Origin of the sequence: Pseudomonas sp. AM8, from assembly GCF_036346475.1 — a bacterium.
Lineage (GTDB): Bacteria > Pseudomonadota > Gammaproteobacteria > Pseudomonadales > Pseudomonadaceae > Aquipseudomonas > Aquipseudomonas marginalis.
Window position 1 is genome coordinate 40,139 of sequence record NZ_JAOTNX010000004.1, and the last position, 15,450, is coordinate 55,588.

Here is a 15,450-nt window from a genome sequence, read left to right on the forward strand (position 1 = left end):
GGAGGGCTCCTCATGAGCTATGTGATCGACCGACGCCTTAATGGCAAGAACAAGAGCACGGTAAACCGCCAGCGTTTCCTGCGGCGTTACCGTGACCACATCAAAAAGGCCGTTGAAGAGGCCGTCAGCCGCCGTTCCATTACAGACATGGAGCATGGCGAACAAATCAGCATTCCCGGACGCGACATCGACGAACCGGTGCTGCACCACGGCCGGGGCGGCAAGCAGACCGTCGTACACCCCGGCAATAAAGAGTTCACCACCGGCGAGCATATCCAGCGCCCGCAGGGCGGTGGCGGTGGCAAAGGCCCGGGCAAGGCCGGTAACTCCGGCGAAGGCATGGACGAGTTCGTGTTCCAGATCACCCAGGAAGAATTCCTCGAGTTCATGTTCGAAGACCTGGAACTGCCCAACCTGGTGAAGCGTAACCTGACCGGCACCGATACCTTCAAGACCGTACGCGCCGGGATCAGCAACGAAGGCAACCCCTCTCGAATCAACATCATCCGCACGCTGCGCTCGGCCCATGCACGGCGTATCGCCCTGTCGGGCAGCAGCCGCGCCAAATTGAGGACGGCAAAGGAAGAGTTGGCGCGTTTAAAGCGCGAAGAGCCAGACAACTTCGGCGATATCCAGGAAATCGAGGCGGAAATAGAGAAACTCAGCGCGCGTATCCACCGCGTGCCGTTCCTCGATACCTTTGACCTCAAGTACAACCTGCTGGTCAAGCAGCCCAACCCCAGCTCAAAAGCCGTGATGTTCTGCCTGATGGACGTGTCAGGCTCAATGACCCAGGCGACCAAGGACATCGCCAAGCGTTTCTTTATCCTGCTGTACCTGTTCCTGAAGCGGAACTACGACAAGATCGACGTGGTGTTCATCCGCCATCACACCAGCGCACGGGAAGTGGATGAGGAGGAGTTCTTCTACTCGAGGGAAACCGGCGGCACCATCGTGTCCAGCGCCTTGAAGCTGATGCAGGAGATCATGGCCGAGCGCTACCCGGCCAACGAGTGGAATATCTACGCGGCCCAGGCCTCCGACGGCGACAACTGGAACGACGATTCGCCGATCTGCCGCGACATCCTGATCAACCACATCATGCCGTTTGTGCAGTACTACACTTACGTCGAAATCACCCCCCGTGAGCACCAGGCCCTGTGGTTTGAATACGAGCGCATCGGCGAAGCCTTTGCCGACACGTTCGCCCAGCAGCAACTGGTCTCGGCCGGCGATATCTATCCGGTCTTCCGTGAACTCTTCCAGCGCAGGTTAGTGACATGACCGCCAAAAAAGAGACTAAGCGCCAACCCATTTCCACCGGCTCCGAGTGGACCTTTGAACTGATCCAGGCCTATGACCGGGAAATCAGCCGCATCGCGGCGGGTTATGCCCTGGACACCTACCCCAACCAGATCGAAGTGATCACGGCCGAACAGATGATGGATGCCTATGCTTCCGTCGGCATGCCCCTGGGTTACCACCACTGGTCGTACGGCAAACACTTCCTCAGTACCGAAAAGTCGTACACCCGGGGGCAGATGGGGCTGGCCTACGAGATCGTGATCAACTCCGACCCGTGCATCGCCTACCTGATGGAAGAAAACACCATCTGCATGCAGGCGCTGGTGGTGGCCCATGCCTGCTATGGGCACAACAGCTTCTTCAAGGGCAACTACCTGTTCCGCACCTGGACCGACGCCAGCTCGATCATCGATTACCTGGTGTTTGCCAAGCAGTACATCATGCAGTGCGAGGAGCGCCACGGTATCGACGCCGTGGAGGACTTGCTCGACTCCTGCCATGCCCTGATGAACTATGGCGTCGACCGCTACAAGCGCCCGTACCCTATTTCTGCCGAGGAAGAGCGCCTGCGCCAGAAGGAGCGCGAAGAGCACCTGCAGAAGCAGATCAACGACCTGTGGCGCACCATTCCCAAACGCGCCGGCAAGAACAGCGACAAGGACAACGCGCGATTCCCCTCCGAACCACAGGAAAACATCCTGTACTTCCTGGAAAAGCACGCACCGCTGCTGGAGCCGTGGCAACGGGAAATCGTGCGTATCGTACGCAAGATCGCCCAGTACTTTTACCCACAGCGCCAGACCCAGGTGATGAACGAAGGTTGGGCGACGTTCTGGCACTACACGCTGATGAACGACCTGTACGACGAAGGCCTGGTCACCGACGGCTTCATGATGGAGTTCCTGACGTCCCACACCAGCGTGGTGTTCCAACCCGGCTTCGACAGCCCGTATTACAGCGGGATCAACCCTTACGCGCTGGGTTTTGCCATGTACCGCGATATTCGGCGCATGTGCGAACACCCCACCGATGAGGACCGCCGCTGGTTCCCGGAAATCGCCGGCAGTGACTGGCTGTCGACGATCAAGTTCGCCATGAGCAGCTTCAAGGATGAGAGCTTTATCCTGCAGTACCTCTCACCCCAGGTGATCCGCGACCTCAAACTGTTCAGCATCCTGGATGATGACCTCAAGGATGACCTGGTGGTGCCGGCCATCCACGATGAACCCGGCTACCGCACCATCCGTGAAACCCTGGCGGCGCAATACAACCTGGGCAACCGTGAGCCCAACGTGCAGATCTACAGCATCGATGTGCGCGGCGACCGCTCGCTGACCCTGCGCCACCAGCAGCACGACCGCAAACCCCTGGGCGAATCCACCGAAGAAGTGCTCAAGCACCTGCATCGGCTCTGGGGCTTCGACATCCACCTGGAAACCCTGCAGGGCGACCAAGTGATGAAGACCCACCATGTACCACCGCGCAACGATCACAACGACAACGACTACGGCCGCCTGGACCTGGCCGTCGTTCATCTCTGAAACAGCAAAGCCTCCATTGGCCAGGCACAGGCGGTATCCTGTGCCGCTAATGGAGGCTTTTTCATGAAAATCTACAAAGTCGGCGGCGCCGTGCGTGACCGCCTGCTGGGCATCAAGGTCACCGATGTCGACCGCGTGGTCGTCGGCGCGAGCACCGAAGAGATGCTCGCCAAGGGCTTCAAGCCAGTGGGTTCGGACTTCCCGGTGTTCCTCGATCCAAAAAACGGCGACGAGTACGCCCTCGCCCGTACCGAACGCAAGAGTGGTCGGGGTTACGGTGGTTTTGTGTTTCACGCCAGCCCCGAGGTGACGCTGGAAGAAGACCTGATCCGTCGCGACCTGACCATCAACGCCATCGCCGAAGACGACGACGGTAACCTGACTGATCCGTATCACGGCCAGCGCGACCTTGAGTCCCGCATACTTCGTCACGTTTCCCCCGCATTCGCCGAAGATCCACTCAGAGTTCTGCGTGTCGCCCGTTTTGCCGCGCGCTACGCACACCTGGGTTTTACGGTAGCACCGGAGACACTGGAGCTGATGCGTCAACTCAGCGAGTCCGGTGAATTGGAAGCCCTGACCCCGGAGCGCAGCTGGAAAGAAATCTCCAGGGCGTTGATGGAAGATCAGCCCCAGGTGTTTATCCAGGTACTTCGGGACTGTAATGCGCTGAAGATCTTGATGCCGGAAGTGGACGCACTCTTTGGCGTGCCACAACCCGAGGCCCATCACCCCGAGATCGACACGGGTGTGCACACCTTGAGCGTGCTGGAACAAGCTGCCGAGCACAAACAGCCCCTGACCGTACGCTGGGCCTGCCTGCTGCATGACCTGGGCAAGGGCCTGACGCCTGTGGATAAGTTACCGCAGCACATCGCTCATGAGCATCGAGGCTTGAAGCTGATCAAGGCCGTCAATGAGCGCTTCAAAGTGCCAAGGGATTGCCAGGAATTGGCGCTGTTGGTGGGCCAGTATCACACCCACGGTCATCGCGCGCTGGAGCTGAAAGCCTCGACGTTGCTGGAGTTGCTGCAAAGTTTTGACGTATACCGCAGGCCACAGCGCTTTGAGGAGTTTGTGGTCGCCTGCGAAATGGATGCCCGGGGCCGCAAGGGGCTGGAGCGAAGAAGTTATCCACAGGCGGATTACTTACGCGGCGCGGCGAAAGCAGCGCGCGAGGTTGCCGTGGCGCCACTGCTTGAGCGGGGATTCAAGGGGCCGGAGTTGGGCGAGGCGCTCAAGCGTGAACGACTCAGGGCACTCAAAGCCTACAAGGAACTACACAAACCCTTGTAGGAGCGAGTCCGGGGTGAGTTGCTGGCCCTGCCATTCAAACCCGACAGGCGCCAGCACCTGATCAATCTGAGCATCACGCCACAACGCAGCCATCGTCTTGCCCGCTTCAGGGTGCACCCGGTCCGGCGCCATCATCGACAGCGGCCACAGCACAAAGGCATTTTTCAGGATCTCCGCCCGCGGCAGGATCAAACCATCGAAGTCACCCACCAACTCGCCGTACAGCAGCACGTCGATATCCAGCGGCAGGCCTTTGCGATCCGGCGCATAGCGGCCATTGTCAGCCTCGATGGATTTCAACCGACGATCCAACTCCATCAATGACAGGTCGGTATAGGCCGACACCACCAGATTGAAGAATGGCCCGCTTTTGATGCCCACCGGCTGGCTCTCGAACACCGCCGAGCAGCGCATATCCGTAAGGAAACTCGCCAACGCGTCGAGACCGGCGCGCAGGTGGGGCTCGCGCTCGATATTACTACCGAGGCCAAGGTAAACCTGAGTCAGCGACATCCGCGCTCAATCTCCACGCCTACACCCTTGGCAGCCGGCACTGCGCCGGGCTTGGTCAGCTTGAGGTGCAGCCAGGGAATCTGGAACTCGCTCATCAGCACTTCGGCCAGGCGTTCGGCAAAGGTCTCGACCAGCTGGTACTGGGACTGCTCGGCAAAGGCCTGGATCCGCGCGGACACACTGGCGTAATCCAGTGCCAGGGCCAGGTCGTCGCCAGCCGCAGCCGGGCGGTTATCCCAAGCGAAGCTCAGGTCCAGGCGCAGGCATTGGCGGATCCCGCGCTCCCAGTCGTAGGCCCCGATCACGGTGTCGACTTCCAGGCCTTCGATAAACACTCTGTCCAAGCTCTTCTCCGCAGCACGACAAGGGCGCGATGCCCCGTTAGAATCAGGGCATCCTCGCCCGGAATAGTTAGCATGTTTTGGTCACTGGCGATTCTCGCCTACCTGCTCGGCTCGCTGTCCTTCGCCATTTTGCTCAGCCGCCTGACGGGAAATCCCGACCCGCGAATGAGTGGTTCAGGCAATGCCGGCGCCACCAATATGTTGCGCCTGGCCGGCAAGAAGCTCGCCGTACTGACGCTGCTGGGCGACGTATGCAAGGGCCTGTTGCCCGTACTGATCGCCAGCCTCGCCGGCCTGACCCTGCAGCAGCAGGCCTGGGTGGGCGTGTGCGCCGTCCTCGGCCATCTGTTTCCCCTGTACTTCCGTTTTCGCGGTGGTAAAGGTGTCGCCACGGCAGCCGGCATGCTGCTGGGGATCTACCCGCCGGCGGCGTTGCTGGCCGTGCTCGCCTGGCTGCTGACGTTCTACCTGACCCGCACCAGCTCGCTGGCAGCTCTGATCGCCACACCGCTCACCCTGCCGTTGCTGGCCTGGCAGGAACCGGCGGCGCTGCTGCCGATGAGCGTGCTGACACTGCTGATCGTCTGGCGACACCGGGGCAATCTACGCGACCTGTTTGCCGGGCGCGAACGGCATTTTTAAATACCGCCAATGAGCCCGACTCACGTTGCACTCTTACAAGGGCGGCAGTTGCTCCATCGGCCAGCGCGCCTGCACGCTGATCGCCAGGCTTTCGTGCTGCCCCGCCTGCAGGCGCTGACAACCGGCATAGGCGATCATCGCGCCGTTGTCGGTGCAGAACTCAGGACGGGCGTAGAACACATCCCCCTTCATATCACCGAGCATCTTTTCCAATGAGCTGCGCAACGCCTTGTTGGCGCTGACGCCACCGGCGATCACCAGGCGCTTCATGCCGGCCTGTTTCAGGGCACGCTTGCACTTGATGGTCAAAGTCTCCACCACGGCCTGCTGGAACGCCAGCGCGATGTCGCAACGGGCTTGCTCACTGTCGTCCCCGGCGCTGACACTCTGCTGCCAGGTATTCAACGCGGAGGTTTTCAAGCCGCTGAAGCTGAACATCAGGCCAGGGCGATCGCACATCGGGCGCGGGAAGGTATAGCGGCCGGCAACGCCTTTTTCGGCCAGGCGGGCGATTTCCGGCCCACCCGGGTAATTGAGGCCCATCATCTTCGCGGTCTTGTCGAAAGCTTCGCCGGCGGCGTCGTCCAAGGACTCGCCCAGCAGCGTGTATTGACCGATTCCGTCGACCTGGACCAGCTGCGTATGCCCGCCCGAAACCAACAAAGCGACGAACGGGAACTGCGGCGGGTTTTCTTCCAGCATCGGCGCCAGTAAATGGCCTTCCATATGATGCACGCCGAGGGCCGGAATGCCCCAGGCAAAAGCCAGCGCCTGGGCGCAAGAGGCCCCAACCAGAAGGGCTCCGACCAATCCTGGGCCCGCCGTATAGGCAATCGCATCGATCTCGGTCGGCACGCAACCGGCCTCGTCCAACACCTGGCGAATCAATGGCAGCATACGTTTGACGTGATCACGACTGGCCAGCTCCGGCACAACGCCGCCATAGGCCCGATGCAAGTCGATCTGACTGAACAGTGCATCGGCCAAGAGCCCGCGTTCACTGTCGTAAAGTGCGACACCGGTTTCGTCGCAGGAGGTTTCAAGTCCCAGTACTAGCATGGGTTTGCGCCTTGTAGAGGCTGAATTCGAAGGCGCGCATAATAGTCGCCACTCCCCCTCCCGACTAGCGGTTTTCGATCAGAGGCTTTGCATTCCTGCCAATGAGGGGTTAACATCCGCAACCCTTAAAAACCGACGACCTCAGCCGCGAATTTTTTGCGACGAGAACGTTGATTCCCGGTAATGAAAGAAGGTAGCTCTGGATGCCAGCCGTCAAAGTAAAAGAGAACGAACCCTTCGACGTAGCTCTGCGTCGTTTCAAGCGCTCCTGCGAAAAAGCCGGTGTTCTGGCTGAAGTTCGTAGCCGCGAATTTTATGAGAAGCCAACTTCTGAGCGTAAGCGTAAAGCAGCAGCCGCTGTTAAGCGTCACGCCAAGAAAGTTCAGCGCGAACAGCGCCGCGCCGTTCGTCTGTACTAATACACAGACGTTCGTAGCAAGCTTCTGCCAAGCCCGGCCCTCAGCCGGGCTGTTGGCATTTGCGGATATCGCTTGATGCTTCATCGTTGACGCCGCACACGCGACTGATACAACTGCTTCAAACGTCAGGACTGGCTCTTTTGCCAGCGGTGCACGTCTCTTCTGACGAGCCTAACAAGGCTACTGACGAGCACACTCATTTTATAAGCAGACGATCAACTGTATCGGCTGTGCCCAGCGACGAGCATCCGAGGCCACGATTGGCCAACGCCGGACTCGAGGGCAACATTTCCAGGCCGAAACACTGATTGAAACTAACGTCAGTGAATGTTCGGCAGATACACTTCCTGACAGCCCAAGCAGACGATTGATGGTCAAGCCATTCGATACGTGCGCTTGAGCACTTCACGGGCACTCATTTACACGCAGTGATGACGAGAACGCCATGGCCGGGCTGATTCCCCAGAGCTTTATTGACGACCTTCTGAACCGCACCGACATTGTCGATGTTGTCAGCTCGCGCCTGCAATTGAAGAAGGCCGGCAAAAACTACACAGCCTGCTGCCCGTTCCACAAGGAAAAAACCCCGTCATTCAGCGTCAGCCCCGACAAGCAGTTCTACTACTGCTTCGGCTGCGGCGCAGGCGGCAACGCCCTCGGCTTCCTGATGGACCACGACAACCTGGACTTCCCCCAGGCGATCGAGGACCTGGCGAAAGCCGCCGGCATGGAAGTCCCCCGCGAAGAAAGTGGCCGCCCGCATAAACCACGGCAACCCACCGACTCGCCTCTGTACCCGCTGCTGACTGCCGCTGCCGACTTCTACCGTCAGGCCCTTAAAAGCCATCCACAGCGCAAGGCCGCCGTCGACTACCTGAAGGGGCGCGGCCTGACCGGCGAAATCGCCCGCGACTTCGGCCTCGGCTTTGCTCCACCTGGCTGGGACAACCTGTACAAACACCTGAGCAGCGATACCCTGCAGCAAAAAGCCATGATCGACGCCGGCCTCCTGGTTGAGAACGCCGAGACCGGCAAGCGCTACGACCGCTTCCGCGACCGCGTAATGTTCCCGATCCGCGACAGCCGTGGCCGCATCATCGCCTTCGGCGGCCGAGTGCTGGGGGATGACAAGCCCAAGTACCTGAACTCCCCGGAAACCCCGGTATTCCACAAGGGCCAGGAACTCTACGGCCTGTTCGAAGCGCGCAAGAACAATCGAAACCTCGATGAAATCATCGTGGTCGAAGGCTATATGGACGTGATCGCCCTGGCCCAGCAAGGTTTGCGCAACGCCGTGGCCACCCTCGGCACCGCCACCAGCGAAGAACACTTGAAGCGCCTGTTTCGCGTCGTGCCAAGCGTGCTGTTCTGCTTCGACGGCGACCAGGCCGGCCGCAACGCCGCCTGGCGCGCGCTCGAAGCCACCCTGTCGAGCCTGCAGGATGGGCGCCGCGCGCGCTTCCTGTTCCTGCCCGAAGGGGAAGACCCGGATACCCTGGTGCGCTCCGAAGGCACCGACGCATTCCGCGCCCGCATCAATCAACATGCGCAGCCGTTGGCGGATTATTTCTTCCAGCAACTGACCGAAGAAGCCGACCCACGCTCCCTCGAAGGCAAGGCCCATATGGCCACCCTCGCGGCACCCTTGATCGACAAGGTTCCAGGGGCGAACCTGCGCACCCTGATGCGCCAACGCCTGCTGGAAATTACAGGACTGAGTGGCGAGGCCGTCAGCCAGCTGGTGCACAGCGCGCCGCAGGACGCGCCGCCTGCCTACGACCCAGGCATGGATTATGACGCCATGCCGGACTATGCCGACTTCCATCAACCCCAGGAGGCGTATGCCCCCCAGCAGGAATGGACGCCGAAGAAGCCCGGTGCCGGCGGCAAGAAATGGGACAAGAAACCCTGGAGCAAAAACGGCAAGCGCGGTGATCGCGATGAAGCCTACGCACCTCGCACGCCGGTCGCCGTAGAAGCGCCCACATTGATTGCCCTGCGCACGCTTATCCACCACCCGCAATTAGCGAGCAAGGTTGAAAGCGCCGACCATTTTGCCAACGCGAGCAATACCTACGCTCAGGTGCTGATCGCACTGATCGAGGCCGTGCAGAAAAATCCTAAGCTAAACTCCATTCAACTGATGGCTCGCTGGCATGGCACGGAACAGGGTCGTTTGTTGAAGGCACTCGCGGAAAAGGAGTGGCTAATTGACGGCGATAACCTTGAACAACAGTTTTTAGACACCATTACTAGGTTATCCGCGGGTCAGCACACGCAGACCCTCGATGAACTCATCAAGAGAGCAAGACAGCCGGGATTATCGGCTGAAGAGCAAATTCAGATAGCAAAACAGATGCGCGACCTCTTAAAACAGAATGTTTCCGCATCAAACCCGACCTCAGCTGGCGTGTGAGGTCATAGCTCGGGTATAATCCTCGGCTTGTTTTTTGCCCGCCAAGACCTTCAGTGGATAGGGTGTTATGTCCGGAAAAGCGCAACAGCAGTCTCGTATCAAAGAGTTGATCACCCTTGGTCGTGAGCAGAAGTATCTGACTTACGCAGAGGTCAACGATCACCTGCCTGAGGATATTTCAGATCCAGAGCAGGTGGAAGACATCATCCGCATGATTAATGACATGGGGATCCCCGTACACGAGAGTGCTCCGGATGCGGACGCCCTTATGTTGGCCGACGCCGATACCGACGAGGCAGCCGCTGAAGAAGCCGCTGCCGCGTTGGCCGCGGTGGAGACCGACATCGGTCGCACGACTGACCCTGTGCGCATGTATATGCGTGAAATGGGTACCGTCGAGTTGCTGACGCGCGAAGGCGAGATCGAAATCGCCAAGCGTATCGAAGAGGGTATCCGTGAAGTGATGGGCGCAATCGCGCACTTCCCTGGCACGGTTGACCACATTCTCTCCGAGTACACTCGCGTCACCACCGAAGGTGGCCGCCTGTCCGACGTCCTGAGCGGTTATATCGACCCGGACGACGGCATCGCGCCGCCTGCTGCCGAAGTACCGCCGCCTGTCGATGCCAAAGCCGCGAAAGCGGACGATGACACCGAAGACGACGAGGCTGAAGCCAGCACCGACGACGAAGACGAAGTCGAAAGCGGCCCAGACCCGATCATTGCTGCCCAGCGTTTCGGCGCGGTTTCCGATCAAATGGAAATCACCCGCAAGGCCCTGAAAAAGCACGGTCGCTCCAACAAGCTGGCAATTGCCGAGCTGCTGGCGCTGGCTGAGCTGTTCATGCCGATCAAGCTGGTCCCGAAGCAATTCGAAGGCCTGGTTGAACGCGTTCGTAGCGCCCTTGAGCGTCTGCGTGCACAAGAGCGTGCGATCATGCAGCTCTGTGTCCGTGATGCGCGCATGCCGCGTACCGACTTCCTGCGCCAGTTCCCGGGCCACGAAGTTGACGAAAGCTGGAGCGACGCCCTGGCCAAAGGCAAGGCGAAGTACGCTGAAGCCATTGGTCGCCTGCAGCCGGACATCATCCGTTGCCAGCAGAAGCTGACCGCACTCGAGACCGAAACAGGTCTGACGATTGCCGAGATCAAGGACATCAACCGTCGCATGTCGATCGGCGAGGCCAAGGCCCGCCGCGCGAAGAAAGAAATGGTTGAAGCGAACTTGCGTCTGGTGATCTCCATCGCCAAGAAGTACACCAACCGTGGCCTGCAATTCCTCGATCTGATCCAGGAAGGCAACATCGGCTTGATGAAGGCTGTGGACAAGTTCGAATACCGTCGCGGCTACAAGTTCTCGACTTATGCCACCTGGTGGATCCGTCAGGCGATCACTCGCTCGATCGCCGACCAGGCCCGCACCATCCGTATTCCGGTGCACATGATCGAGACGATCAACAAGCTCAACCGTATTTCCCGGCAGATGTTGCAGGAAATGGGTCGCGAACCGACCCCGGAAGAGCTGGGCGAACGCATGGAAATGCCTGAGGATAAAATCCGCAAGGTATTGAAGATCGCTAAAGAGCCGATCTCCATGGAAACCCCGATCGGTGATGACGAAGACTCCCACCTGGGTGACTTCATCGAAGACTCGACCATGCAGTCGCCAATCGATGTCGCCACTGTTGAGAGCCTTAAAGAAGCGACCCGCGACGTACTGTCCGGCCTCACTGCCCGTGAAGCCAAGGTACTGCGCATGCGTTTCGGCATCGACATGAATACCGACCACACCCTTGAGGAAGTCGGTAAGCAGTTTGACGTGACCCGCGAGCGGATCCGCCAGATCGAAGCCAAGGCGTTGCGCAAGTTGCGCCACCCGACGCGGAGCGAGCATCTGCGCTCCTTCCTCGACGAGTGACACCAGAACCCCCGGCCCAGGCCGGGGGTTTTGCTTTGTACAGATAAAATCCCGCGCAAATCCCCTCCCCCGTAATGCCCGTCTACACTCGAAACATTCCCCGTGCCATAACGAGACCGTTATGCCCAGATTGCCGACTGTGTTACTGCTGTCGCTGCTGACCTGGACCGCAACGGCTGGCGCGTTGACTCTTAGCGATGATGAGCGTGGCTGGCTGGCGGACCATCAGGAGTTGCGCGTGGGGGTGGACGCCTCCTGGCCACCTTTCGAATACCGTGATGAAGAGGGCCGCTACCAAGGCCTGGCGGCGGACTACGTACGCCTGATCCAGGAACGCCTGGGGGTCAGGATCAAACTGATTGAGCCGGTCAATTGGAGTGCCTTGCTGGAGCGGGCACGCCACAACCAACTCGACCTGCTGCCGGGCATCATGTCTACCCCCGAGCGCCAGGACTTCATGGCATTCACACGCCCTTACCTGGACTTTCCCATTGTCATCCTTGCCCATGACGGCGGCGCCCGACCACGCAACCTCAATGACCTTTATGGGCTGAAGATTGCTGTGGTGGAAAATTATGCCCCCCATGAACTGCTACGCACCCACCATCCAGACCTCAACCTGGTGGCCCTGCCCAATGTCAGTTCGACACTGCAGGCGTTGGCCACCGACGAAGTCGACGCCGTGGTGGGCGACCTCGCGTCAAGCGTCTGGAGTCTGCGCCAGCTCAAGCTCGATGGCCTGTACGTAAGTGGCGAAACGCCGTACCGCTATCAATTGGCGATGGGTGTACCACGGGACAACAAAATACTGGTGGGTATCCTGGACAAGGTTCTCGCTGACCTCAGCCCGGCCGAAACCGAAGCCATCCAGCAACACTGGGTGGGCAGCCTCACCAACCATCGTACGTTCTGGACCGACCTGCTGATGTACGGCCTGCCCGCCGTGCTGTTGTTAAGCACCGTATTGGCCATCGTCATTCGGATCAATCGCCGGCTGAGTTCGGAAATTTCCCGCCGCGTCGCCCTCGAACAGGAACTGCGCAGCAGCGAATACCACTATCGCGGCCTGGTGGAGAGCCTGTCTGCCATCGCCTGGGAAGCCAGCGTTAGCGATTTCACCTACAGCTATGTGTCACCCCACGCCGAGGACCTGCTCGGTTACCCGCGCGCCCATTGGCTGATTCCGGGCTTCTGGCGCAACATCATTCACCCCGCCGACCTCATCCGCGCCGAAGCCTATTGCTACCAGGAAACCCGCGCCAACCGCGACCACAGCATCGACTATCGGGTGATCACGGCGGACGGCCGCTGCCTTTGGGTGCGTGACATTGTGAGCCTGATCGAACACGGCCATGAGCCAGTGTTGCGGGGCTTGATGATCGACATCAGCGAAGCCAAACGTACTGAAGAGGCGCTGCAGCTTTCCGAGCAAAAGTTTGCTTCCGTGTTTCAGCAATGCCCGGACATCCTGGTGATCGCACGACTGTCCGATGGCTGCCTGCTTGAGGTCAACAAAGCATTTGAGGACCAAGTGGGCCTGAAAGCCGCGCAGGTGATCGGAAAAACCGCGACCGCCCTGAATATCTGGGGCATCCCCGGTATCGGCCCCGATCTGTTGAAACGCGTGCAAACCACCAGCATTCGCAACCTGGAAATGCCCTTTCTGCGCAGCAATGGCCAGGCCTTTATCGGGCTGATTTCCGCCGAGCCGTTTCAACTCGACACCACTGAAGCCATTGTGGTGGTGGTCCGAGACATCACCCAGCTCAAGGAAACCCAGCAACAACTGCAAATCTCCGAAGAGAAATTCGCCAAGGCCTTCCACGCCTCTCCCGATGGCTTGCTGCTGAGCCGCCAGCGGGATGGCCTGCTGATTGAAGTGAACGATGGTTTCAGTCGCATCACCGGCTTCAACAGCACGACATCCCTCGACCAATCGACCCTTGACCTGGGCATCTGGGTCGATCTTAACGAACGCAAGCACATGCTGGAGTTGATGCATCAAGATGGATACGTGCGTGACTTCATCTGCCATATACGCCGCAGCGACGGGCAGATCCGGCTGTGCGAAGTATCCAGCCGACCACTGCCAATTGCCGGTGAAGACTGCATGCTCACCATCGCCCGGGACATCACCGAGCGCCAGCTGATGCAGGAAAAACTGCAACAGGCCGCCACGGTATTCGAGAGTACCGCCGAGGGCGTATTGATCACCGACACGCGCCAGAACATCAGCGCCGTCAACCGCGCCTTCAGCGAGATCACCGGCTACAGCGAAGCCGAAGCCCTTGGCCAGACACCGCGCCTGCTCGCCTCCGGCCTGCATGACAGCGCCTTCTACGCCGCCATGTGGCACCAGTTGACGGCCCAAGGTCATTGGCAGGGCGAAATCTCCAACCGCCGCAAGAACGGCGAGTTGTACCCCAGCTGGCTGACCATCAGCGCCGTGCGCAACCGCGACCAGTTGATCACGCATTTTGTCGCAGTGTTTGCCGACATCTCCAGCCTCAAGCTGGCCCAGGCGCGCCTCGACTATCAGGCGCACCACGACCCGCTGACCGGCCTGCCGAACCGCACACTGTTTGAAAGTCGGCTGCAGGCGGCCCTCAACGGCCATCAGGAAACCGGCAAACAAGGCGCGGTGCTGTTTCTCGACCTGGATCGTTTCAAACACATCAATGACAGCCTCGGCCACCCGATCGGCGACCTGCTGCTCAAAGACATCGCCGTACGCCTCAAGGAGCAACTGCGTGACATCGACACCGTCGCGCGCCTGGGCGGCGATGAATTCATCATCCTGCTGCCCGGCCTGCAACACGCCAGCGACGCCGAGCAACTGGCCAATAAGCTGCTGGCCTGCTTCACCCCACCGTTCCAGGCCGGCGAACACGAGTTCTTCATCAGCGCCAGCATCGGCACCAGCCTGTACCCCCAGGACGGCACCGACGTGGCCACCCTGGTCAAGAACGCCGACGCCGCGATGTACCGCTCCAAGGCCAAGGGGCGTAACCGGGTCGAAAGTTACACCCGCGACCTGACAGCCCAGGCCAACGAGCGCGTGGCACTGGAGCACGAACTGCGGCGAGCCATCGAACGTGATGAGTTGGTCCTGTATTACCAGCCAAAACTGAGCCTGCTGACACAAGAATTGATCGGCGCCGAAGCCTTGATCCGCTGGCACCACCCCACCTTTGGCGACGTCTCGCCCGAACACTTCATTGCCCTGGCCGAAGAGAACGGCATGATCCTGCAGATTGGCGACTGGGTGCTGGAGCACGCCTGCCTGCAAATGCACACCTGGCAAAGCACTTTCGATGGTTTTGGCCCGCTATCGGTCAACCTCGCCGGCGCGCAACTGCGCCACCCTGGTTTACTGGCTCGTATCGAACAGCTACTACGCGACTACAGCCTCGAACCGGGCTGCCTGCAACTGGAGATCACTGAAAACTTCATCATGAGCCAGGCCGAAGAAGCGCTGGCAGTCCTGCACCAACTCAAGCGCCTGGGCGTACAGCTGGCGATCGACGATTTCGGCACCGGCTATTCGTCCCTCAGCTATCTCAAGCGCCTGCCCCTGGATTTCCTGAAGATCGACCAGTCCTTCGTCCGCGGCCTGCCTGACGACCCCCACGACGTCGCCATCGTGCGCGCCATCATCGCCCTGGGCCACAGCATGCAATTCACCATCATCGCAGAAGGCGTGGAGAACCCCGCACAGCAAGCCTTCCTGGCCGCTGAAGGCTGCGAACAGATGCAGGGCTACATCGTCAGCCTGCCGCTACCGCCCGAGCTTTTTGCGGCTACCTTCCTTCGTAGGAGCATTGAGGATTTTTCGGATAGCACAGTAGAGAAACCATCGTTATAATCCGCGACCTACTGAGGGCCTATAGCTCAGTTGGTCAGAGCAGAGGACTCATAATCCTTTGGTCCACGGTTCAAGTCCGTGTGGGCCCACCATATAAACCAGGGGCTGCAGCAATGCTGCAGTTTCGAGAGG

Annotated in this window: 11 protein-coding genes and 1 tRNA gene; 9 read left to right on the forward strand and 3 right to left on the reverse strand. The window is 59.7% G+C overall.

Features of this window, described 5'->3' with window-relative positions:
- The first annotated feature begins 12 nt into the window (after positions 1–12).
- The 3 genes from V3W40_RS11875 to V3W40_RS11885 all read left to right on the forward strand — a co-directional run bounded on the left by V3W40_RS11875 (position 13) and on the right by V3W40_RS11885 (position 4,142).
- Positions 13–1,284 (forward strand): YeaH/YhbH family protein, encoded by a 1,272-nt coding sequence (locus tag V3W40_RS11875; RefSeq protein WP_065925392.1) that lies wholly within the window; start codon positions 13–15, stop codon positions 1,282–1,284.
- Positions 1,281–2,846, forward strand: a complete 1,566-nt coding sequence (locus V3W40_RS11880) for a SpoVR family protein (protein ID WP_065925393.1) — start codon at positions 1,281–1,283, stop codon at positions 2,844–2,846. The genes V3W40_RS11875 and V3W40_RS11880 overlap by 4 nt, the downstream gene beginning before the upstream one ends.
- 63 nt (positions 2,847–2,909) lie before the next feature.
- On the forward strand, positions 2,910–4,142 hold the full coding sequence (locus V3W40_RS11885) for a multifunctional CCA addition/repair protein (protein WP_137212404.1): 1,233 nt from the start codon (positions 2,910–2,912) through the stop codon (positions 4,140–4,142).
- On the opposite strand, the gene folK is transcribed toward V3W40_RS11885, so the two are convergent.
- Positions 4,125–4,655 (reverse strand): 2-amino-4-hydroxy-6-hydroxymethyldihydropteridine diphosphokinase, encoded by a 531-nt coding sequence (folK, locus tag V3W40_RS11890; RefSeq protein ID WP_027605919.1) that lies wholly within the window; start codon positions 4,653–4,655, stop codon positions 4,125–4,127. The two genes, V3W40_RS11885 and folK, sit on opposite strands and share 18 nt — an antisense overlap.
- On the reverse strand, positions 4,646–4,999 hold the full coding sequence (folB, locus tag V3W40_RS11895; RefSeq protein ID WP_046069798.1) for a dihydroneopterin aldolase: 354 nt from the start codon (positions 4,997–4,999) through the stop codon (positions 4,646–4,648). The genes folK and folB overlap by 10 nt, the downstream gene beginning before the upstream one ends.
- Before the next feature lie 72 nt (positions 5,000–5,071).
- Here folB and plsY point away from each other — a divergent pair, with 72 nt between their 5' ends.
- Positions 5,072–5,641 carry a glycerol-3-phosphate 1-O-acyltransferase PlsY gene (gene plsY, locus V3W40_RS11900; protein ID WP_065925396.1) on the forward strand — a complete coding sequence of 190 codons (570 nt, stop codon included), beginning with the start codon at positions 5,072–5,074 and terminating at the stop codon, positions 5,639–5,641.
- A 33-nt stretch (positions 5,642–5,674) separates the two neighbouring features.
- Here plsY and tsaD read toward each other — a convergent pair whose 3' ends face one another.
- On the reverse strand, positions 5,675–6,700 hold the full coding sequence (tsaD, locus tag V3W40_RS11905; protein ID WP_115485679.1) for a tRNA (adenosine(37)-N6)-threonylcarbamoyltransferase complex transferase subunit TsaD: 1,026 nt from the start codon (positions 6,698–6,700) through the stop codon (positions 5,675–5,677).
- Positions 6,701–6,903: 203 nt separating this feature from the next.
- On the opposite strand from tsaD, the gene rpsU reads away from it, so the two are divergent.
- The 5 genes from rpsU (at position 6,904) to V3W40_RS11930 (ending at position 15,410) form a co-directional block, all read left to right on the forward strand.
- The gene (gene rpsU / locus V3W40_RS11910; RefSeq protein ID WP_002551877.1) at positions 6,904–7,119 is read left to right on the forward strand and encodes a 30S ribosomal protein S21; all 216 of its coding nucleotides are present in this window, start codon (positions 6,904–6,906) and stop codon (positions 7,117–7,119) included.
- 445 nt (positions 7,120–7,564) lie between these two features.
- Complete coding sequence (gene dnaG, locus V3W40_RS11915) at positions 7,565–9,535, forward strand: DNA primase (protein WP_027605924.1); 1,971 nt, start codon at positions 7,565–7,567, stop codon at positions 9,533–9,535.
- 67 nt (positions 9,536–9,602) lie between these two features.
- Positions 9,603–11,453 (forward strand): RNA polymerase sigma factor RpoD, encoded by a 1,851-nt coding sequence (gene rpoD, locus V3W40_RS11920; RefSeq protein WP_065925398.1) that lies wholly within the window; start codon positions 9,603–9,605, stop codon positions 11,451–11,453.
- A gap of 121 nt (positions 11,454–11,574) precedes the next feature.
- Positions 11,575–15,318: an EAL domain-containing protein gene (locus V3W40_RS11925; RefSeq protein WP_330215074.1), complete on the forward strand. Its 3,744-nt coding sequence runs from the start codon at positions 11,575–11,577 to the stop codon at positions 15,316–15,318.
- A gap of 15 nt (positions 15,319–15,333) precedes the next feature.
- Positions 15,334–15,410, forward strand: a tRNA-Ile gene (locus tag V3W40_RS11930).
- Positions 15,411–15,450 lie beyond the last annotated feature (40 nt).